The organism is Fructilactobacillus sp. X8R4C1 (assembly GCF_059900905.1).
In genome coordinates, this window is record NZ_JBWXVJ010000002.1 from 336,489 (window position 1) to 357,500 (window position 21,012).

Sequence of the window (21,012 nt, forward strand, 5' to 3'; positions counted from 1 at the left end):
TTCATCCTCTCAAAATTTATTTTAATTTAACTGTCAACGTAGCTTTGGGGGTAATTCTTTGACCTACATTGATACTCTGACTTTCTACTTTTCCCTTACCGCTAGTACTTAATTTGATACCCAATTGATCACTAAGCGTTTGAACGTCTTTTTCGCTCCAACCTTTAAGACTAGGCATCTTTAATACTCCGCTAGTGATCAAAATAACGTGATTATCTCCTGAACCAGCACCAATCGCCGTTGGACTTTGCTTAGTAACCGTGTCACCATCACCAATCACAATTGGCTCCAAATGACTTTTACTAAGTTGGTCTTTAGCCACATCAGTCTTTTGACTAACGACATCTGGAACTTGCGCATTATCATCTGTATTTTGGGTTAATGCCCGCTGCATAACTGGATTGAAGATTTGCGCCATCAATTGGGTAGCGGTCTTTCCACCGTTTAAAGTGGGTTGTTTCATACTTACGTACATAATGTATCTTGGGTTTGAAGAAGGTACCATTCCAGCAACCGAATACAGGTAACTATCGTCACCATTCTCATAACCGCCAGATCCATTACTTACCTGAGCAGTACCAGTCTTTGCAGCTACTCGATATCCAGGAATCTTGTAATCTTGACCGATCCCATATGGCTTATAAACAACATCTTCCATATGCTTTCGAACAGCTTTAGCAGTTGAGGGTTTAATGGGATGTCCCAACGTTTCTTCCTTATAATTCTTAACCACCTTATTGTGATCATTGGTTATATCATCAACAAACCTTGGCTTGATCATTTTGCCGTTATTAGCAACTGAAGTCATAGCTTGCACCATCTGCAAGGCAGTTACTTGAATACCTTGACCAAAGGCAGTATTAGCCTGTTCAATTGGTAACTTAAATTGCATATTCCCCGAATCATCATCACCAAAAACTGAATTAGTATTCTTCAGAAACTGGAATCGATTAATGTAATCTTTCCAAGTATTTGGCCCCATCTGTTGTTCCAAATGTGCCATGGCAACGTTACTAGACAAGGCAAATCCCTTATTATAAGTGATCATTCCCCATCCTGTTGGTAGCCAATCGGGCACAATCTTACCATCAATATCATATTTGCCTGATAAATAACGCTCATTTCCATGGAAATTACCACTATCAATTGAAGCGGCTAGCGTAAAAATCTTCATGGTTGAACCTGGCTCAAAAGCATCTTGGGTTAATGTATTCCGCCAAATTCCACCTAATCCCTTGCCAGTTGTAGCATTGAAAGTTGGTCGTTGAGCAGCGGCTAAAACTTTCCCAGTCTTAGCATCAATCAGCATGGCATTCATACTCTTTGGATGAACCTGTGATTGTACCTCACTCATCTGGTTTTCAAGCAGAAATTCTAATCGAGAATCAATTGTGGTATGAACACTATTCCCGTTAACCACTGGTCGTTCCTTTTTATTATCATCAGGTACTTCGTAACCATAATTATCATGTCTTACTTCTTCATACCCATTTGTCCCACTCAGAACTTTATTAAATGACTTTTCAAGGCCCATTTGTCCCACTAAGTTTGTCTCCTTAGTCTTGTTATTGGTAACTGGAGAAGCCAACCCAACAATGTGAGATGCAAAGACCCCATTTGGATATAATCGACTCTGTTGTTGAACAAATTTGATGCCGGGCAAATGATGAGAAACAATTTTTTGTTTATCAACTAAAGAAATGTTTTTTCCCGGATTTCCAAATTCAACCTGAAAGGCTTGTTTCTTTGGTTTAAGGGCCTTAAGGGCATCTTTGTAACTAATCGGTAAGTTTTCAGAAAGGACCCTAGCGGTTTTTTCAGGATTAGTTACATAATCTGGTTTATTATCTCTAGTCTTTTGCGACTTGTTTAAAATAGCATAAATCGAGTAAGTACTAGTATCCTCAGCCAACGCTTGATTATTGTTATCATAGATGGTTCCACGTTTAGACTTAATCACGTTAGTTTGGGCATACAAACTCTTTGTTTGCTGTGCCAAATTAACGTGATTCGCACTTTTGAAAATTGCTTTTTTAAAAAAAAAGCCGAAAATCAACAGGAAAACTACAATTACTAAAATCCGAAAATACATCCCAAATTTTTTTCGATTAGCAATCGCATTTTTCCGATTTTTTATCTGCTCTTGTTTTTTATTCATTTTGTGACGTTCCTTATTTGATCATTTGAAAGTTTTAATCCCGATCCCTTAGCAACCTTATCTAAACGTGAACTACTTTGAAGTTCATCAATCTGTTGCTTAAGTCCGGTATTGGTATTATGTATTCTTGTTGATCGGCTCTCAGTATCTTGCAACGTTTGCTCGGCACCTGAAAGTGAAATTCTTGTCCAAACCAATGCGACCGACATTAAGAATATCATCGCACATCCAACTACTAAAATTGTAATTTCCAGCTTAGGACTGAACTTATGTTCTCTTTGGGGAGTAGTAACTCGCTTTGAATTGATCTGATTTCTTCGATATGTTTCATACGCGTTTCCATTTGAATATTCTTTTTTTGCTAGACCATTTTGTGCCAAAGTTCCCACCTCCTATTTAATTTTCTCAATGATTCTGAGTTTGGCACTGTGCGATCGATGATTTTGACTAAGTTCATCAGCACTGGGTAAAATTGGTTTTCTTTGGACCATTTTAAACTTTGGTTGCATTGAATCCGGTATGACTGGTAAATCATGAGGTAAATCTTGAATGGTGGTTTTTTCTTTAAAAATCCCCTTTACCAAACGATCTTCAAGCGATTGAAACGTGATTACACTAATCCGACCATGAACATTTAACATATCTAACGCCTGCTCAAGTGAATCTTCTAAAGCGCCTAGCTCATCATTAACGGCAATTCGTACGGCTTGAAAAACGCGCTTAGCTGGGTTACCACCATGTCTTCGTGCTGGAGCTGGAATGGCATCCTTAATGATTTCAGCTAACTGACTTGTAGTATCAATTGGATGATCAGCTCTAATTTTTTCAATACTACGAGCAATTTGTTTAGAAAACTTTTCCTCACCATACCGATAAAAAATTTTTACTAACTTTTCATACGACCAGTGATTAATAACTTCCCAAGCATCTAGATCATTTCTTTGATCCATCCGCATATCAAGACGAGCATCCTTTTGATAACTAAAGCCTCGCTCGGCATCATCAAGTTGAGGTGAAGAAACTCCTAAATCATAAACAACCCCATCAATTCCAACGACATCATAACGCTTCAAATCACGTTTAAAATTTCTAAAATTATCATGAATAAAAGTAATTTCATTATCTTTTAAGAACTTTTCTAAATGTGACTGATTATAATCAATGGCAACTTGATCTTGATCAAAAGCGTATAAATGACCCTTTTTTAGTTCCGACAATATCTTAGAACTATGGCCTCCGCCTCCAAGAGTACAATCAACATAGATTCCATTGGGCTTAACATTCAGACCACGAATAGCCTCATTTAATAAAACCGTTTGATGTTTAAACGTAGACATTAAAATTCACCTCAAGTTAGACATCAAGTAAATTTTCAGCAATATCGCTGAACTCACTCGCAGCCTCATCCGTATAACTATCCCACTTAGAAGCATCCCAAATTTCAAACCTAGTCGATACTCCAGCCAAAACACAGCTTTTGGTCAGGTCGGCATACTTACAAAGAGCGGTCGGGATATTGACTCGGCCTTGTTTATCAATATCACATTCAGTGGCCGCAGAAAAGAAAAAACGTGCAAACATTCGCGCATCTTTTTTGTTAAAGGGCAGTTCATTAATCTTATCCTGAACTTTTTGCCATTCATTCTCGGTATACCCAAAAAGACAGCCATCTAAACCACGAGTAATGACAAATTTATCTCCTAATAAATCTCTAAATTTAGCGGGAATGATGAGACGTCCCTTGGCATCGATGTTATGTCGATATTCGCCCATGAACATAATTCATCATTCCCTTCTCCCCTAAATATAAATTTAGTTTACCACAATAAACCACTTCCTACCACTTTGCCTCCATAAAAATCCACAAAAAATAAAAGCACTCCGGAAAACAAATCCCAGGAATGCTTTTATATCAGTGTATTATAATAATTTTTACAATCAAAGAAAATATAAAAATAATTATCCAATAAATGTCACTTATTCGCCAAAAATTAACTAAAAATTGTTTTGGCAACAACTGTCCTTCATCGATCACTCGGTAAAACAAAAAGATAATCCCAATTATCATCCAAGCCAAAATGAATAATGGCAAAAACGAAAATCCATGACTCGTCATAGTAATGACATGAACTAACCAAATTCCAATGATTGGAAATGAATCAAGAACACTCAGCCGTTGAAACATCCGATTTTTAGTAATGCGCTTAAAAAAAATAATAATAAAACCAATAATAATGAAAAGTAATAAAGGCTTAATTAATGACTCCACTAATAAATGTAGATTAGATATATAATTGACCATTTTTAACCTCGTAAATTAGGTATAATAAGTGATTTGCAATATTTTTAGTTCAAAGTTAAAATTGTGACAGTATGAATACTGAAAGTGGTGGATACTTTGAATAAATGGAAAGATAAAACAACGTTTCAAAAGATCTTAATGATCTTTGTTTGGTTAATGATTATTGCAACCATTTTATCAGTGGTTGCTGGATCAGCAGCTGCTTTCTTTGGTGGCATGTAAATTAATAATATCGTTTTAGGGCATTCTGAAGCAAATTCAGAGTGTCTTTTTATTTTTCATCATCAGAAGAAGGCTTCTTATAGACGTCTCTAGGTTTACTTCCATGCTGTGGTCCAATATACCCACGTTGTTCCATATCATCAACAATCCGAGCCGCCCGATTATAACCAATTCGAAACTGACGTTGAATCATCGACGTACTGGCTTTTTGTTCTTTTACAACAAATTTCAGAGCATCATCAAATAGATCATCCTCATCATCGTCTTTTTCTTCTTCTTTAATTTCAGCATCAGTAACCATCATTGAGTCATCATATTCTGGCTCAGCTTGTTTCTTGACAAAATCAATCACGTTTTCAACATCACTATCAGAAATAAAGGAACCTTGGACACGCGCTGGAATGTTTTGATCGATCGGGAGATACAGCATATCACCCCTCCCAAGTAATTTTTCAGCTCCATTCGTATCTAAAATTGTTCTTGAATCAACTCCACTTGATACCGCAAAAGCGATTCTTGATGGGACATTAGCTTTAATCAATCCGGTAATAACATCAACTGACGGACGTTGAGTTGCCAAAATCATATGAACCCCAGCTGCTCTTCCCATCTGAGCTAGTCTAATGATGGCACTCTCCACTTCATTTGAGACCGTCATCATTAAATCAGCTAGTTCATCAACAACCACTACAATGTATGGGAGAGTTGGAAGAGCCGTACCTTCAGTCCGATTCTTTTCTTGAATATACTTATTATATCCACTAATTTTACGTTGACCTGTCTGGGCAAACATCTCATAACGATGTTCCATTTCATCAACCACTTTATGAAGAGCGCGAGCGGCTTTCTTAGGATCTGAAACCACTGGGCTTAAAAGATGAGGAATCCCATTATAAACACCCAACTCAACTTTCTTAGGGTCAATTAACATAAATTTAACCTGGTCGGGAGTAGCTTTTAAAAGAATACTAGTGAGAATTGAATTAATTGCAACCGACTTACCACTTCCAGTTGATCCCGCAATTAACAAATGAGGCATCTTGGTAATATCGCAAGAAACAACGTCACCGTTAACGTTTTTACCCAAAGGAACATTTAGAATACCATGGTTGTTACCAGTCTGATTTTCAAATACATCCCGAAACGAAACGGTCGAAATTGCTTTATTAGGAACTTCGATCCCAATTAAAGATTTGCCTGGAATTGGTGCTTCAATCCTGATGTCTTTTGCTGCTAATGCAAGTGCAATATCATCACTCAAATTGACAATTTTAGAAACTTTTACACCAATTGCTGGATGCAACTCATATTCGGTAACCGATGGTCCTAAGCTTACATTTTTTACCTCAGCATCAACCCCGAAACTCTTTAAAGTCTTTTGTAGAATTTTCGTATTTTTATCGATCGCATTATATTCTGCAGTCTGATCTTGCTCTGGCACTTTAGTAAGGAGATTAGTTGAAGGAAGTTGATAGTGGTTACCAGAAGAATTATTTTCAAAAGTTGGTAAACTCGTTTTGGTTTCATTATCAAAATGATTCCGTTTAGGCTTCTTACTTGCAACCGTTATGTGAGGAGTATTCTCATCTTGTTTAACACCAACATGTTCCGTTGGCTTATTGACTAGAACAGTTGGTGAATTAACGGATGCTTGAGACTTCGAACTGTTCTTCTCATTTTCTTTTTGATGTCCTAGATAATCTTGAAACTGATTTGTCTTTGCTGATTGCTGCTTTTGTAATTTTCGATTATTTCGTCGCTCTTGATTATTCAGGTGCGCCCGATTAAATGACGCAATAATCGCAGTAAACCACTTAGCTGACCAAGTCAAAAAGCCTTTGAGCCACTTAATAACTGGTAGTTTAAAGAAGATGATCGCTCCAACGACCATTAAACTGTAAGCAAGGATCAAAGTCCCAACTAACGAGATAAGGGTATCGAAAAAAGATAATAACGTAGCGCCAATCATCCCACCCCCAACGTTACTAGTAGAGACACCGTTAGTAATATCAGAAAGTAACGCATTGAAGGTGGTGGACACAAAGTTAACATGGGAATTTAAAGAATTCGAAAAGGTAATGGATAAGTTTAAAATCCAACCAATAAATGCTATCAAAAAACCCAAAATATAATGGTAATCGATTCGAGGAATCTTAATTCCCAGAAGCAATAAGATGCCAAAAACACCTAGAAAAATTGTCAAAACCTGGTAGGCGTTCCCAACCACTAACCGAAATACATTAGCAAACAGGGTCCCCGCCATTCCTAAGCTGAAAAATCCTAAAACGGCTATCAATAGAAAAATCAAACCAATAATATTTAATTTCTTTTCACCGCAAAAGTTTTTTAATTTGGTCCACACAGAATTTCTTTTTTTCCTTGGACGACGTTTTCTCGTTATTTTACGCTTTGTAGTTTTACGTTTTGTTTTTCGTTGAGCCAACTAAGGCACCCCTTCGCATTATTTTAATTTATCGTGCTCATAAGTATGAGTCACTTCAAGTCCAGCAAATTTCTGTTGCCTTAAAGCCTCATATATTACAATCGCACAAGTGTTCGATAAATTCAATGCTCGAATATGAGAATCATCTTGAGGAATTCTAATAGCTTGTTTGGAATACTGACGTTCAAAGTTTTCGGGCAATCCCGTCGTTTCTTTTCCAAACAAAAAATAATAATCCACGTTATCATCACTATAATTAGGATCTGTATACACCTTTTTCCCAAACTTTGAAACCAAAAACAACCTTTGCTTGTCTGGAATGGTTTTTAAAAATTCAGGAAGATTTTCGTGATAATTGATCTTAACCTTATCCCAGTAATCTAATCCAGCTCTCTTTAAGTGTTTATCATCAACCGAAAAACCCAACGGTTTAATTAAATCAAGAACGGTATCAGTTCCCGCACATGTTCTTGCAATATTGCCAGTATTAGCTGGCATTAATGGTTCAAATAATGCAATATGATTAGTCATTTACATCCTCCAATAATTCGTTCAATAACTTTCTTTTTCAATTATATCACGCGTCTAATTCCATTTAAGCGCAAAATCGATGTCAATTCAGATCCATAATAGTTATAATTGTTGCAGGAGGTAGTTTATATGACAATCGTTGAACCACTTGTATCAAAATTTAGAGAGGTATCTGCTGAACTTGAAAGTTCTCAATTAAAAATTGCAATTAATCAGGAAATGATGACCCCCAGTCGTGGATTTATCGCAGAAACATGTAAATATGCTCACGAAAAAAAGCGAAGCATCGACGTCTTAATTTCATCAAATAATAATACTAGTACCTTTAATGATTCTGAGATAAAAATCATGGAAGATGATCTTTTTCAATGCCAAGAGTTAGGTGTTGATGGTGTCATTATTGGTGCTTTAAATGACCAAAATAAAGTCGACTTAGAGGCCATGGAAATTTTGATGGCGGCCGCAGGCGGCATGCAACTGTATTTTTCACCTGTATTTGATCAAATAATTGAAAAAAATTGGACTGATACTCTGAACTGGATTGATAACAATAACTTTGCTGGAGTAGTTGCATCAACCAGAATAGAAAGTTTATCTGCAAAAATAAAAAATTATCAGAATCTTCAGTTAATTCCACTCGTAGAGTCCAAAGATGAATTGGATAAGGTCCAAAAGATTGCTGATCCCAATATTATAATTAACAAAAAATAGCTTCAGCTATAAAAATAATCCCGTAACGCTAAAAACTAGCGTTACGGGATTATTTGTTTTTCTCCAATCAATGAACTTTCTTAATGTTCAAAATGACGTGGTCCTCTGAACTTGTGCCATAGAAAAGCACCAACTCCAGCAACTACCACCACAATAATTCCTCCAACTACCCAGGGAGTAATGCTCCCATCTTTTTTCTCGTGCTTAGCATCATTTTTGTCATGATCTTTTTTTGCCTTTTTGTTTTTCTGATTCTTCTTATCAGATTGATTCTTTTTATCCTTGGCATTCTTATCAGCATTGGGTTTTTGGGAATTACCTTTGGCCTTTGATTGATCCTTGGCTTTTTCATTTTGCTTTTTTTCATTCGTCTGATTATTACTAGTAGCATTTTTCTGGGTGCCAGTAGCTGAACTATCACTAGTCCCGTTATTATTTTTACCATTAGTCTGACTACCATTGGAACTCACACCAGCATTAGCACGGTTAGGTTGTTTATTATTTGCCGTACTGTTACCAGTTGATGAATAAATAATCGTCATTTCCATAATATCTGTCGAACTATCACTACCACCAAATGTCATTTGGGGACCATTACTATTATTTTGTCCATTTTGAATACTAGAATACTTGTATCCAGGAATGTTAGGAATCGACGCAATATAGGTACTACCAGTTGCTCCCATGGCGGTGGTTGCAGGACGAATTACGTGACCATTTTGATCAACGTAGTGAACTACAATCTCCCCTTGACCACTATTACCCTGCGCAAATTGAGTAGTTTGCGCATTAACATGTCCCACATTAGGCACAAACACTCCAATGGTGACCACTGCAAAACTAATTAAAATTAGTGAGGTTACTTTCTTTAAGTTCATAATCCATACTCCATTTCATTTATTTGAAAATGTTTAAGGGTGTTTCTAAAAATTATTTTCACCTAATTAATTTTAGTTCAAGTCGGCAACGTAACGATATGCACCTGAAGCTGCTCGGTATCTTAACCATGTGTATCCATTAGCAATTACTTTGCCATCATAAACAACGCTTTCTCCAGCATCATATTGTCCCACAACTTGTGAACTAGTACTTGGTGAAGTTCTAATGTTAGTAGCGTGTCTGAAAGTAAATCGGCCAGAAGTGGGAGTAACGTCTGATTGGTTGTTACCAGAAACAGAACCATTTCCTAATTCAGCAACATAACGGTAGGCACCTGATCCACCACGATATCTTAACCATGTGTATCCATTAGCAATTACTTTGCCATCGTACACTACTCGTTCACCAGCATTATATTGGCCTACGACCTGTGAATTAGTATTTGGAGCAGTTCTGACGTTTGTAGTTTGACCAAATGTATAAGTACCTGAAGTTTCAGTGACATTTGGTTGGTTATTTGGAGTTGAAGTATTGTTATCTAGTTTAGCAACGTAACGGTAGGCACCTGAAGCTGCCTTATATCTTAACCATGTGTATCCATCGGCATTAACAGTACCATCATAAACAACTCGCTCACCGGCATCGTACTGTCCCACAATTTGTGCACTAGTACTTGGAGCAGTTCTAATGTTGGTAGTTTGATTAAAGGTATACATCCCTGATTCTTGCTTAACGTTTGCATCTGGATTAGGTGCGGGAGTGGAAGTATTGCTTAATTTAACAACATAACGATAGGCACCTGATCCACCACGATATCTTAGCCATGTGTATCCATCGGCTTGGATAGTACCATCATAAACAACTCGTTCACCGGCATCGTATTGACCTACAATCTGAGAACTAGTACTTGGAGCAGTTCTAATGTTAGTAGTTTGACCGAATGTATAGGTTCCAGAAGCTGGTGTGACATTTGACTCTGGATTTGAGGCTGGTACGTCGCTTACCTTAGCAACATACAAATCATCACCAGAATATGATTTGTATCTTAACCATGTATATCCATCAGCATCAACAGTCCCATTGTAAATGACACTTTCTCCAGCCTTATATTGTCCTACAACTGGAGCACTTAGGCTTGGTGAAGTTCTAATATTGGTGGTTTGACTGAAGGTATAAGTACCAGAAGCTGGCTTAACATCAGGAGCTGGTAGTGGATTACCTTCATCTTGAAAGGCGATTTGATCGATGCTAGTTAAATTATAGTTACGGACACAGTTAATAAGTGTCTGAGCATAACTAGGATCAGTCGCATATCCATCATTTTGTAAAGCATAGGCTACACTCACGTAATCTCGTACGCCAAGTAAGTTGCTGTAACGTGGGTTGTCTCTTAAGAAAGCACCATGGTCTTCAATGCTTGCAGCCCAGCTTGGGTATAATCTAAAGGCTGCTTGAACAGTAACCCAGTGTCCATTGATGTATTCTTGAGTTGGAAAGTAAATTGATTGACCGTTATAAGAACCTTTGATTCCAAATAAATTGTTACCCTTAACGGCTAATCCAGATCTCCCCCAACCACTTTCAATGATGGCCTGAGCGATTGAAATTGATGGTAAAACACCATATTTCTTCCATCCAGCAATTGCACCAGGAGTCACCTTATTAATAAAGTCCTGAGTATAACTGGCAAAATTAGTGTTATTTGAAACATTAAAATTAGTATATTGTGATGGGCGTTGCACGTTTTGATTTACGTTGTTTTCAACGCTTGAATCATAATAACCAGGACCAATCTGCTTATCTGGAGTGGCAACGTCAGCCTTTAAGTTAACGTTTTGATTTTGATCTGCATTCTGTTGATGCTCATTATTATTTTCAGAAACTTTGTTCTCGTTTTCAGCATTATCAGCTGCCTTGAGAGCAACTTCAGAATTCTGTACTGATTGTTGACTATCATCAGCCTTAGGAGTTTTAGTTACTTGCTTTTGATCACTAGTCTCTGAAACTTTTGGTGATTGTTGCCGTTCATTAGAATTATTCTGATCTTTGACATTATTAGTCTCGGTCGATTTTGAAACAGCATTACTATCATTTAATGAGTTAGTTTGAACTGATTGATCAGTCTTAGTTGGTTGTTGATTATCAGTAGTAACTTCATTTTCGTTCTGAGATTGTTTAGAATCACTTGATTGTAATGTTGGTGTATGTACATTTGTTTCAGAAGAATTCTTAACTTCTGTATTTGTCTCACCATTTACTGATCCTGCTTGTTGTAACTGTGTGGCAGTCTTATTAGTGTTTTCCACTTGGGTTGAACCACTATCGTTTTGGGTTTGATTAGTGTTTGCAACTGTTGGTTGTTCTTGAACAATTTCCTTCTTTGGTTGAACATTTGAAGCCGGTTCACTTTCAGAAACTGGGACAGTACTTACCTTATCAGCATTTACTGAACTATTTAAGTTAAACGTGAACAATGCCGCACTGGCAAAGACCGTACCCATAGCTACTTTCATCCAGCCCTTTTTGGTTTTCACCAATTTGTTACGGCGTTTAGTCTCTCCAGTACTAAGAGCCATTTGGTTGTGCTTCTTAATGAGCTTCTTCATCAATTATCTCTCCTTTTCAAAACTGTAACATCATAATTAAGTATAACATCTAACGATCAAAAATTAATAAAAATATAAACAATATTAATAGTAATTATTCTAAAGTGAAATCTTAAAAATGTCTACCCCAATTTACTTAATTATTTATTTTGGCTCATCTTTAACTCATGAAAAAATAAAATTCTAGGACACTGGTGTCCTAGAATTATACGTTTTAGCTAACCAAATATTATAAAAATCAATAAATCTTAATTCAACAACTCTTTAAAATCACTAGGAATTTGGGATTCGACTTTGACGTCTTTTTTTTCAAACGGATCAAAAAAAATTGTCTGATAACAATGTAATTTTTGCCGTTTATTGCTGTGTTCGTAAGGATTGTATAGCCAGTCTCCCACAAGCGGATATCCAATTCTTGCAAAATGAACCCGAATTTGATGTGTTCGCCCCGTATGCAACCTAATTTTGACCAATGACATTCCATTATTAATCTTCAATGTCCAAAATTCAGTTCGACAATATTTGCCGTCATTTCTGACTTCTCGTTCGATAAACGATCCTGGTTTTCTACCAATTGGGAGCACAATCTGCCCGTGCTTGATGTTAAGTTCACCTAACACAACGGCAACATAATATTTTTTTACCTGTCGGTCTTTCAGTTGCTTATCAAGTACCGAATGAGCTAAATGATTCTTAGCAAAAATAACCGGACCACTCGTATCACGATCAAGCCGATTAACGATGTGAACCTTCTTACTTGGATAATCATTACGAACATAATAACCTAAAACACGATTTAAAATTGTGTCATTAGGATAAATATGTGAAGGAACTGAAGCAACTCCGACCGGCTTATCAATTACCAAAAAATTATCATTTTCAAATAAAATCTTAATCGGTGAATTTGAAACCTGCAAAAAATCATTTTGTTCTTCAGGTGGCAAAATAACCTTAACTCGATCACCACGTGATAATTCAAAACTAGTATAGACATCCCTGCTATTCACCATCAAGTGACCACCATGATAACGAATACTTTTAAGTAGCGATCTGGTAACCCCATTTTTCATCACAAACGTTCTGACTTTCATGGGTTTATATTCATCATAAATCCAATCAAAACTAATCATCGTCAAGGGTTTCCCCAATGAATGAATTACTTACCCGCTGCCAAAAATGAGTGTGACGATATTTGGCAAAATAAATTCTTCGTTTGGAAATTTTGAATTTAATGGACTTAATTGGACGATCTTTAATTAATAACTGGTCGTATGTTAGAACGTTATGGAGTGATACCTCTGGCACAATCGTAATAGATTCAGTTGGTGGAATAATGATCGGTGAACCAATCGTTCGAAAAACCCGGTTATTAATTGAAGCCATCTCAGCCACTTGAATTGAATTGAACTTAGGCGAAATAATTGCTCCCCCTACTGATTTATTGTATGCGGTTGATCCAGTGGGAGTTGAAATACATAATCCATCGCCACGAAAGTTTTCAAAAAGTTCTCCTTTGATGAAGACTTTGGCCACCATCGTTCCAAATAATTTTTTAAACGTCGCTTCATTTAGCGCAATCATATAATCTGGTTGGCCACCATCAGCATAATCTACTTCGATATCTAATAAGGGATAGCTAACACTTTGACCATTATCATGCTTCAAACTTTCAACCAACTGGGTCACTTCAGTATCACGCCAGTCAGTATAAAATCCCAAATGACCCGTGTGAATTCCAACGAACCTAATCTTGTCAGTCAAATCATCGTAATGATGAAAAGCAGAAAGTAACGTACCATCTCCACCAACGGAAATTACAATTTCAGGATTAAGTTCATCAATTTCTAAATCTTTTGCATTTTCAATCTCTTTTGATAATTCCGATGCAATTCGACTCGAGGTCTCACCATCGTTACTATAAATTGCAATTTTCATTTTTGGTCCCTCGATTCGTGTTTATCGTGTTTATCGTTTTGAGCCTTAAGATCTCGATCTAACTCTTGTTTAATCTCTAACATTTCTTCATCCAACTTATAAGCGGTTTCCGATGCCCCCTGTAACCTCTTATGAACTTCAGGAGGAAAAACATCAGGATGCTTATAATTTAAAGAATGTTCAATGGTAGCCCAAAAGTTCATTGCTAAAGTTCTAATTTGAATTTCAGCCAGAATATCCCTTTGCCCATCGACTAACTGCAAGGGATAACTAAATACAATGTGGTATGAACGGTAGCCACTGGCTTTCTCATTATTAACGTAATCCCGTTCTTCTAAAATATTAATGTCATTTCGTTTTCTAAGAATGTCTACTACTGTGTAAATATCATCAAGAAATTCACACATAATGCGCAATCCACAAATATCTTCCATGTCTTCAGACAAGCGCGCTTCCTCAATGTGACGTCGCTGCATTTTTTCTTTGATACTATCAATTGGTTTAATTCTACTAGTAACAAACTCAATTGGTGAGCGTTCGCCGCGTTCTAAGTACTCTGAGCGAATCCCACGTAATTTTAATTTTAATTCCTTTGAAGCTTCTTGATATGGAAATAAAAAGTCATCCCAATTCTTTACCATAAAACAACAATCTCCAGTCTGTCATATTGTTCCAGAAACATAATACCACACTTAATTATCATCCCAGTATAATAAGAGTACTAAAACAAATTTATTGAATTTTTATAAAAAAATGATAATCTAGTAAGTGCGTCGTTATAGAAGAGAAAGATAACAAACTAGGAAAGGAAAAAGTTATGATTGAACTATATTTATTTGTAGACCCAACTTGCAGTGATTGTGCTGAGTCTGAACGAACTATTGATCGTTTATCAAAGCAATTACCCTGTAAGACATCATTTCGAATCATTCCGATCATGAACCTTAGCGTTATATCTGGTAATAAGGAAGCTCACTCACAACTTCTTCCATATAAACTAATCCTTGATTATAAAGCAGCCCTATTTCAAGGAGCAAAAAAAGGTCGAACATTTTTATTTGCACTACAGCACGACATTCTAAAAAGAAACATGACTTACTGTGATAGCTTAGTTTACGACATTGCCCAAAAAGCTAATCTAGACTTGGAAATGTTTAAAGAAGACCGTCGTTCAAAATTAACTGAGAGCACCTTTCAATCTGATCAACAAATGATTTCAGAAATGAATATCTCAAATCATGGTAATCTAGTAATATTCGACTGTGATTCTTCAGACAACGGTTTACTAATTGATAAAGTTGACTACCAAGAGTTATTTGATATTTGTAATCACATAATTCAAAAGGAATCACGAGAACTTGATGGTAAAATTAAACAAACAAATAATCTAAGGGTTCTCTAGAATAAAAAAAAGTGGTTTCGCACCTAATAGTGCGAGACCACTTTTTTATTACTAAAGCCAACCAAACTGGCTCTTTTCAGTATCTAGCTTATTAATTTCTTTCATTTCATCGGGTGTTAACTCAAAATTGAAAATATCCAAATTACTCTTAATCCGATCTGGTTTAGTGGATCGTGGTAAAACAATAATTCCATTTTGAATTAAGAAGCGAAGGCCCACCTGACCAATGGTCTTATCGTGAGCTTGAGCAATCTTTCCCAACGTTTCATTGGTAAAGAAGCCGTTACGACCTCGTGCAAATGGTGACCAAGCTTCCAGTCGTAAATCATCTTTTTTAGCAACCGGCAAAAAGTCCCTTTGTTGCCGAAATACGTTAGTCTCAACTTGATCGACAACTGGTTTAATGGTTGCACTCTTCAAAATGGTACTGAGATCATCACCATAAAAGTTGGACAAACCGATGCTCTTTAGTTTACCAGCCTTAACGGCATCTTCCATTGCTCTGTAAGTTTCCGTTAAATCACCTGCAGGCCAATGATACAACATTAAATCAATATAGTCAGTTTGTAATTTTTCCAATGCTTCATCAATCATTTTAGTTGCTTCATCATAAGATTCTGGGCTTTCAATCTTAGTGGTCAGAAAAATATCATCACGGTTAACATCACTGTTCTTGATTGCATTTCCAACTTCACGTTCATTTCCATAATCACGTGCAGTATCGATCCCAGGATAACCATCTTTTAATGCTTGATCGACACTCTTTTCCGTCTCTCTAGCTGGAATTTCATAGGTTCCAAAAAAAATCTTGGGAATCTTAATCCCATTGTTTAATGTAAATGTTTCATCTCTAGCTGTCATGCAAACACCCCTCCTCAATTAATTACAAGTACAGCATATTCCTCTCACATAATATTTCAAACATTGTGCTTATAGTAAATCTAAAGCATTTTTTCCAGTTCATCTAAGCGTTTTTCAAACTTATCAAAGGCTTGATTTAAATAATCCGGTTTAGTCATATCAACTCCAGCTGCTTTCATAATAGTAATAGGATTCTTACTACTTCCTGATTTTAAATAGTTCAGATACGAATCAATCTTTTTAGGATCTCCACTCATAACTCGATCCGCTAATGCGGAAGCAGCCGCAAAACCAGTTGCGTATTGATAAACGTAGAAATCATAGTAAAAATGAGGAATTCTGGACCATTCAAGTCGAATCTCAGGATCAGAAACAACGTCTTTTCCATAATATTCTTGGTTCAAATTAAAGTAATATTTGTTCATAAAGTCCGCAGTTAACGACTTTCCTTCTTGTTCTGATTGATGGATAAACTCTTCAAATTCAGCAAACTGGGTTTGCCGAAAAATTGTTCCCTTTACTCCATCTAAATAGGAATTAAGGATGTATTTGCGAACCTCTGGATCTGAATTATTCTTAAGTAAATAATCCGTCAGGATGTTTTCATTAGTTGTTGACGCAATTTCAGCTACGAAGATTGAATAATCGCCGTACTGGTATGGTTGGTTATGAGAAGTATAGTAACTATGCATACTATGTCCTGTCTCGTGCACCAAAGTGTATAAATTATCAAGATTATCTTGCCAATTAAGCAAAACAAATGGATTCGTATCATACATCCCAGATGAGTATGCTCCCGTGCGTTTTCCTTTATTTTCAACTACATCAATCCAGCGATTATTAAATTCTTCTTTAACATGTTTAACGTAGTCCGGACCGTAAACACTTAGTGCTTTTAAAGCTTCATCCTTGGCTTGACCAAAGGAATACTTAAGACTTGGTTTTCCACTTAATGGCACGTACATATCATACATGTGTAATTCAGAAACATTTAAAGCTTTTTTTCTAAGCGCAACGTACCGATGAAATAACGGTAAGTGTTCATGAACACTTTTTACTAAGGTTGTATAGACAGTTTCAGGAATCTCATTTTCATTCATTGCCATTTGTCTTGCTGAATCATATTTTCTCGTCTGTGCTTCAAAGTTATGAACAGACACTTCGGCTGACAAAGTTGAAGCAAGTGTGTTTTGAAATTGATCAAAGGTTGAGTAAAAGGATTTGAAAGCATTCTTTCTCACTTTTCGATCTTGCGACTCCAAGAGTAAACTATAAATACCGTTAGAAAGTCGTACGTTTTTACCTGACCCATCATCCACCTGAGGAAATTTAAGGTCAGAACTATCTAAGATTCCAAATGTCTTTTCGGGTGCCTCAAAAATTGTTGAAGCCCTAGCCATCAACTTTTCTTGGTCCTCAGGTAAGACATGATCCTGATTAACTAAAATCTTATCAAAAAGTCTTCGATATTCTTTTAACTTTGGATTTTCCTTAATAAACTGTTCGATGCTTTCAGACCCTAAGGAAATGATTTCGGGCTCTAACCAAGACTGTGATTGTCCCACCTTACTTCCTAGTTTTTCAACCCGATCCATGTCACTCTGTAATTCATTATTAGTAGTATCAACATCACTAGCTGACTGAGCATAAACATATAATTTTTCATATTTTCGATTCAAGTCCAATACTTGCCTAATTACATTTAAAAGCGACTCACTATTTAAGCCAAGTTGCCCCTTTAATTGACTAACCTTTCCAACTAAATCATTAGCTTCACTATATGCTCGTTCGAACTCCGCATGATCCTTATACACAGTAGTCAAATCCCAAGTTAATTCTTTTGGAACCTCGTTTCGATTTGGCAAATCATTTATCTTTGACATTTTACAATCTCCATTTCATGAACGTTTCTTAATCATGCTTATCTTAGCATAAACATCTCTATACCACGTAAATTCTTCAACTCGTTCAATCTTTCCATCATCAATCACCAACAGCTTATTATGAATCAAACAAGCCACAAACCTTTGAATATAAGCCTTCCTTACATTTTCAACATTGGTTAGAAAAACAAATTGATCATTTGGATCAGCAAAATGGCTTTCTTGATATACTTTATCCATAAATTGAAAAATACTTTTACCAACCCACTTTTTTAGTTCACAGATGAAAATTATTTCCCAAGTCAACCACTGGTGACCGAAAATTGGAGGCAACATCCGATAATGATGACAAATAAGTGGACATCCAGTCACCGTTTTTCCATTTAGGTAACAGTATTCCTGTAAAGCCATCATCCCCTGATCACGATAGCGAACTTTCTTCTCAATTTGTTTACATACTTTGATTAAATTAGGCTGCTTTAATTTATCAGATTGCTTTTTGTTAAAAAATTCAAACATTGAATACCAGCGTTTAAATGACTTCTCTCGGTAACGATAGACCCCATCAACTTGATGAATTTGGTAGCGGATAAAATATCGTGATCTAAAAGAATTCATATAAACAAGATAGTACCCCGTGTTTTTATGATATCTAATGAATTGAAGTACCGAAGGACTCGAAACCTTCTTTTTATAATATTTCATTCCCAAGATCCAAGAAGATTCCAGACCAATTGAATGGTAACCAGCTACCCGCTTACTCAACTGTTGAAAGCTAATAGGACTGCATTGATACTCAATTGCCATATTACTCAAAAGAATATCTGCTCGTTGCTTTAAAGCTGGTAAATATACCTCTACATCAGCATCACATGGTAACGAGTTTAATATGATGTCTTTGCCAAGTGTATGCGCATAAGATTCACCGGCTCCCGTTTTACACTTCGAATTTGCTTGATGAGCAAAATGTGGAATTTTATTAATACCCTTTCTCAAAACTACCAATTCACCACAATCACAGCAATAATATTTATGATTCTTTTTGGCATCTCGTGCCATAACAAGCTTTCCATTTTCTAAAGCCATTAACATAAAAAAGACCCTTCGCAATATACGAAAAAAGATTCGCTAAATGCGAATCTTTTTACTTAAAATAATATGCAATTGTTTCAAGTGCATCACCAACCGTAATTTGCTTACCATACTTCTTTAATTTGTCTTCAGTCAGCGGCGCAATTTTCCCATACTCATAAACAATTCCCATTTCATCATTAATCATATGATTAAGGTCATCAAGATTAGAATTACCCTCACTATCGTATTGACCATTCAAATAGTATCTAAACATAATAATATACGAATTTTGATATTGATACAAATCAGTTTTTAATTCTACTGAATGGCGGGGAGTAACTTCCTTCCATTTATTGGCAAGACCAATTAAATCATCAAATGAATTGAATTTGATTGGAATTAGTCGTTTACCAGTCTTTTTATCAAAGATATCATACATCTTGCGAATTTCATTAACGTTTTTGCTGGTTCTTTGTTTTCCTTTTTCATTTAATGGAGGTAACATCCCACCATTATCGCCAATTTGATTCGAAATATTCTTATCTTTACTAATAAATAACTCTAATCCATCTTGGCTAGGAAGAATTTGAAACAAAACCGTATCTGTATCCGTAAAGTCTTTTTCAACGTCAGCTTCATCAAGAATGCTATAGAAAAATTGTTCACATTTTTCTCGATTTCCTAAAAGATCAAGCATTCCAATTCCATGTTTTTTTAAGTCTTCCTTGTTAATCAGTACACGGATTGTATCTTTGTTAACACGATGGAATTTCATAAAATGAATCGCCTCCTAAATCCTAATTGCCTTTCTTATTCTAGGCAATTCAACATTAACCTTTTTGCCAGCGGCTTTTTGTGCTTGCTGTAACAATTTTACGTGACTACCACTTTGAGGGAGATGACTTATTAACAGGTTCTTACTATCAGACAATCGAGCTAAGTGACCAGATTGTTTAGAGGTCATATGCCACAACTTACCATCCACGTCCTCAAAGAAATTCGTATCTGATATTAACATATCAGAGTTCTTAACAAAATTAATTAGACCATCAAAATAACGTGTATCAGCTGTATAACTCAATACTTTTCCAGATGATCGTTCAACAATCTTCATCGCAAAGGCTGGCACGGGATGGATTGTCTTTAAAAATGTGACTGTAAATGGTCCCACTTCAAGTTCACTATCGACACTAAAGGGTTCTTTTTCAGTCGAATTGGGCCAATCTAACTGGTTGTAATGAATCTGATCAGCTGTGTTTCCGTAAATTGGCAAAACATCGGTGTCATAACGTTTATCACTTAACTGCCAATAATACTGTAACACCCCAACATCAGCGATGTGATCTGCATGATAATGTGACAAGATAACTGCATTTAATTTTAGTGGATCTAAAACCCTTTCTAATGAAAGCATTACTCCGCTCCCACAGTCAATTAACAAATTAAAGTTACCGCTAGTAACTAAATATCCACTAGTACCAATTCCATCATAAGGATAACCACCATAATCACCTAAAACCGTAAGTTTCATTTTTATCCCCCATTTCCAAAAATTAGGACATTTTCCTTTTAACTCATTAGGATTTATTCTAAACTAATTATGAAGCAATTTACACCAAAAGGAAGTTAATAATATGATAAGACAAATTTCTGTAACATTTGGCACTAAGAATGTATTAGTGCACATCATGAAAAGTAATCCTGAAAGGGATTTAGCACTATTCTCCACCAACAATAATGATTCAGGCCTCCAGCTCCTGGATTACAGTGGAAAGGAATCAATTTTCAAAAGTCCCATCACTTATGACGTCCTTTCACATGTTGGCGAAGACAACTGGAGTTATTTCATCAATTATGTGGAACTTTCACCATCAGATGACCAACGTAAAGTTTTAGATGCAAACATGAACACCTTCATGAGCAGTCCTGAATTACCAAGCGGAATGTTTTCGGGGTATTATATGTCAGATTCAAAGGATCATACTAAGCGTATTATTCTCACTTT

General features: G+C 36.1%; 21 protein-coding genes (1 of these 21 cut by a window edge). 4 read left to right on the plus strand and 17 right to left on the minus strand.

The genetic code is table 11. The features are described from left to right. Window positions 1–16 precede the first annotated feature (16 nt). The 5 genes from AC6UDA_RS04665 to AC6UDA_RS04685 all read right to left on the minus strand — a co-directional run bounded on the left by AC6UDA_RS04665 (window position 17) and on the right by AC6UDA_RS04685 (window position 4,460). Window positions 17–2,158 carry a penicillin-binding transpeptidase domain-containing protein gene (locus AC6UDA_RS04665; RefSeq protein WP_500711123.1) on the minus strand — a complete coding sequence of 714 codons (2,142 nt, stop codon included), beginning with the start codon at window positions 2,156–2,158 and terminating at the stop codon, window positions 17–19. Then, complete coding sequence (locus AC6UDA_RS04670) at window positions 2,155–2,538, minus strand: cell division protein FtsL (protein WP_500693935.1); 384 nt, start codon at window positions 2,536–2,538, stop codon at window positions 2,155–2,157. Before AC6UDA_RS04670 ends, AC6UDA_RS04665 begins: the two co-directional genes overlap by 4 nt. A gap of 12 nt (window positions 2,539–2,550) precedes the next feature. Further along, window positions 2,551–3,495 (minus strand): 16S rRNA (cytosine(1402)-N(4))-methyltransferase RsmH, encoded by a 945-nt coding sequence (gene rsmH, locus AC6UDA_RS04675; RefSeq protein WP_500701176.1) that lies wholly within the window; start codon window positions 3,493–3,495, stop codon window positions 2,551–2,553. A 16-nt stretch (window positions 3,496–3,511) separates the two neighbouring features. Continuing rightward, the gene (mraZ, locus tag AC6UDA_RS04680; RefSeq protein WP_500696584.1) at window positions 3,512–3,937 is read right to left on the minus strand and encodes a division/cell wall cluster transcriptional repressor MraZ; all 426 of its coding nucleotides are present in this window, start codon (window positions 3,935–3,937) and stop codon (window positions 3,512–3,514) included. A 133-nt stretch (window positions 3,938–4,070) separates the two neighbouring features. Beyond that, window positions 4,071–4,460 carry a DUF3397 family protein gene (locus AC6UDA_RS04685; protein WP_500693938.1) on the minus strand — a complete coding sequence of 130 codons (390 nt, stop codon included), beginning with the start codon at window positions 4,458–4,460 and terminating at the stop codon, window positions 4,071–4,073. 96 nt (window positions 4,461–4,556) lie between these two features. Between AC6UDA_RS04685 and AC6UDA_RS04690 the strand changes: the two genes are divergently transcribed. Beyond that, window positions 4,557–4,682, plus strand: a complete 126-nt coding sequence (locus AC6UDA_RS04690; protein WP_500693939.1) for a DUF4044 domain-containing protein — start codon at window positions 4,557–4,559, stop codon at window positions 4,680–4,682. A 49-nt stretch (window positions 4,683–4,731) separates the two neighbouring features. On the opposite strand, the gene AC6UDA_RS04695 is transcribed toward AC6UDA_RS04690, so the two are convergent. Together AC6UDA_RS04695 and AC6UDA_RS04700 are read right to left on the minus strand one after the other, a co-directional pair. Continuing rightward, window positions 4,732–7,125, minus strand: coding sequence for an FtsK/SpoIIIE family DNA translocase (locus tag AC6UDA_RS04695; RefSeq protein WP_500696583.1), 2,394 nt, complete (start codon window positions 7,123–7,125; stop codon window positions 4,732–4,734). 18 nt (window positions 7,126–7,143) lie between these two features. After that, complete coding sequence (locus AC6UDA_RS04700; RefSeq protein WP_500695525.1) at window positions 7,144–7,656, minus strand: tRNA (cytidine(34)-2'-O)-methyltransferase; 513 nt, start codon at window positions 7,654–7,656, stop codon at window positions 7,144–7,146. 129 nt (window positions 7,657–7,785) lie between these two features. Here AC6UDA_RS04700 and AC6UDA_RS04705 point away from each other — a divergent pair, with 129 nt between their 5' ends. Then, the gene (locus tag AC6UDA_RS04705; RefSeq protein WP_500711125.1) at window positions 7,786–8,367 is read left to right on the plus strand and encodes a copper homeostasis protein CutC; all 582 of its coding nucleotides are present in this window, start codon (window positions 7,786–7,788) and stop codon (window positions 8,365–8,367) included. A gap of 80 nt (window positions 8,368–8,447) precedes the next feature. On the opposite strand, the gene AC6UDA_RS04710 is transcribed toward AC6UDA_RS04705, so the two are convergent. The 5 genes from AC6UDA_RS04710 to AC6UDA_RS04730 form a co-directional block, all read right to left on the minus strand. Next, window positions 8,448–9,245 carry a MucBP domain-containing protein gene (locus AC6UDA_RS04710; protein ID WP_500696581.1) on the minus strand — a complete coding sequence of 266 codons (798 nt, stop codon included), beginning with the start codon at window positions 9,243–9,245 and terminating at the stop codon, window positions 8,448–8,450. A gap of 72 nt (window positions 9,246–9,317) precedes the next feature. Beyond that, window positions 9,318–11,852, minus strand: coding sequence for an SH3 domain-containing protein (locus AC6UDA_RS04715; protein ID WP_500696580.1), 2,535 nt, complete (start codon window positions 11,850–11,852; stop codon window positions 9,318–9,320). 248 nt (window positions 11,853–12,100) lie between these two features. Continuing rightward, on the minus strand, window positions 12,101–12,982 hold the full coding sequence (locus AC6UDA_RS04720; RefSeq protein WP_500696579.1) for an RluA family pseudouridine synthase: 882 nt from the start codon (window positions 12,980–12,982) through the stop codon (window positions 12,101–12,103). After that, on the minus strand, window positions 12,975–13,787 hold the full coding sequence (locus AC6UDA_RS04725) for an NAD kinase (protein WP_500693946.1): 813 nt from the start codon (window positions 13,785–13,787) through the stop codon (window positions 12,975–12,977). Before AC6UDA_RS04725 ends, AC6UDA_RS04720 begins: the two co-directional genes overlap by 8 nt. Beyond that, window positions 13,784–14,428, minus strand: a complete 645-nt coding sequence (locus tag AC6UDA_RS04730; RefSeq protein ID WP_500696578.1) for a GTP pyrophosphokinase — start codon at window positions 14,426–14,428, stop codon at window positions 13,784–13,786. Before AC6UDA_RS04730 ends, AC6UDA_RS04725 begins: the two co-directional genes overlap by 4 nt. A 176-nt stretch (window positions 14,429–14,604) precedes the next feature. Here AC6UDA_RS04730 and AC6UDA_RS04735 point away from each other — a divergent pair, with 176 nt between their 5' ends. Beyond that, complete coding sequence (locus AC6UDA_RS04735; RefSeq protein WP_500696577.1) at window positions 14,605–15,189, plus strand: DsbA family protein; 585 nt, start codon at window positions 14,605–14,607, stop codon at window positions 15,187–15,189. 51 nt (window positions 15,190–15,240) lie between these two features. Here the strand turns inward: AC6UDA_RS04735 and AC6UDA_RS04740 are convergent, their stop codons facing one another. The 5 genes from AC6UDA_RS04740 to AC6UDA_RS04760 all read right to left on the minus strand — a co-directional run bounded on the left by AC6UDA_RS04740 (window position 15,241) and on the right by AC6UDA_RS04760 (window position 20,538). Further along, window positions 15,241–16,050 (minus strand): aldo/keto reductase, encoded by an 810-nt coding sequence (locus AC6UDA_RS04740; RefSeq protein ID WP_500696576.1) that lies wholly within the window; start codon window positions 16,048–16,050, stop codon window positions 15,241–15,243. Between the two features lie 80 nt (window positions 16,051–16,130). Then, window positions 16,131–17,933 (minus strand): oligoendopeptidase F, encoded by a 1,803-nt coding sequence (gene pepF, locus AC6UDA_RS04745; RefSeq protein ID WP_500695518.1) that lies wholly within the window; start codon window positions 17,931–17,933, stop codon window positions 16,131–16,133. 15 nt (window positions 17,934–17,948) lie between these two features. Beyond that, window positions 17,949–18,992 (minus strand): competence protein CoiA, encoded by a 1,044-nt coding sequence (locus AC6UDA_RS04750; protein ID WP_500711127.1) that lies wholly within the window; start codon window positions 18,990–18,992, stop codon window positions 17,949–17,951. Window positions 18,993–19,077: 85 nt separating this feature from the next. Then, complete coding sequence (locus AC6UDA_RS04755; protein WP_500695516.1) at window positions 19,078–19,782, minus strand: adaptor protein MecA; 705 nt, start codon at window positions 19,780–19,782, stop codon at window positions 19,078–19,080. Window positions 19,783–19,797: 15 nt separating this feature from the next. Continuing rightward, window positions 19,798–20,538 carry an MBL fold metallo-hydrolase gene (locus tag AC6UDA_RS04760; protein WP_500695515.1) on the minus strand — a complete coding sequence of 247 codons (741 nt, stop codon included), beginning with the start codon at window positions 20,536–20,538 and terminating at the stop codon, window positions 19,798–19,800. Between the two features lie 103 nt (window positions 20,539–20,641). On the opposite strand from AC6UDA_RS04760, the gene AC6UDA_RS04765 reads away from it, so the two are divergent. Continuing rightward, window positions 20,642–21,012, plus strand: partial view of a hypothetical protein gene (locus AC6UDA_RS04765; protein ID WP_500693954.1) — the 5' portion only. It continues 130 nt past the right edge of the window; only the first 371 of its 501 coding nucleotides appear in the window; the start codon lies at window positions 20,642–20,644; its stop codon lies off the right edge, out of view.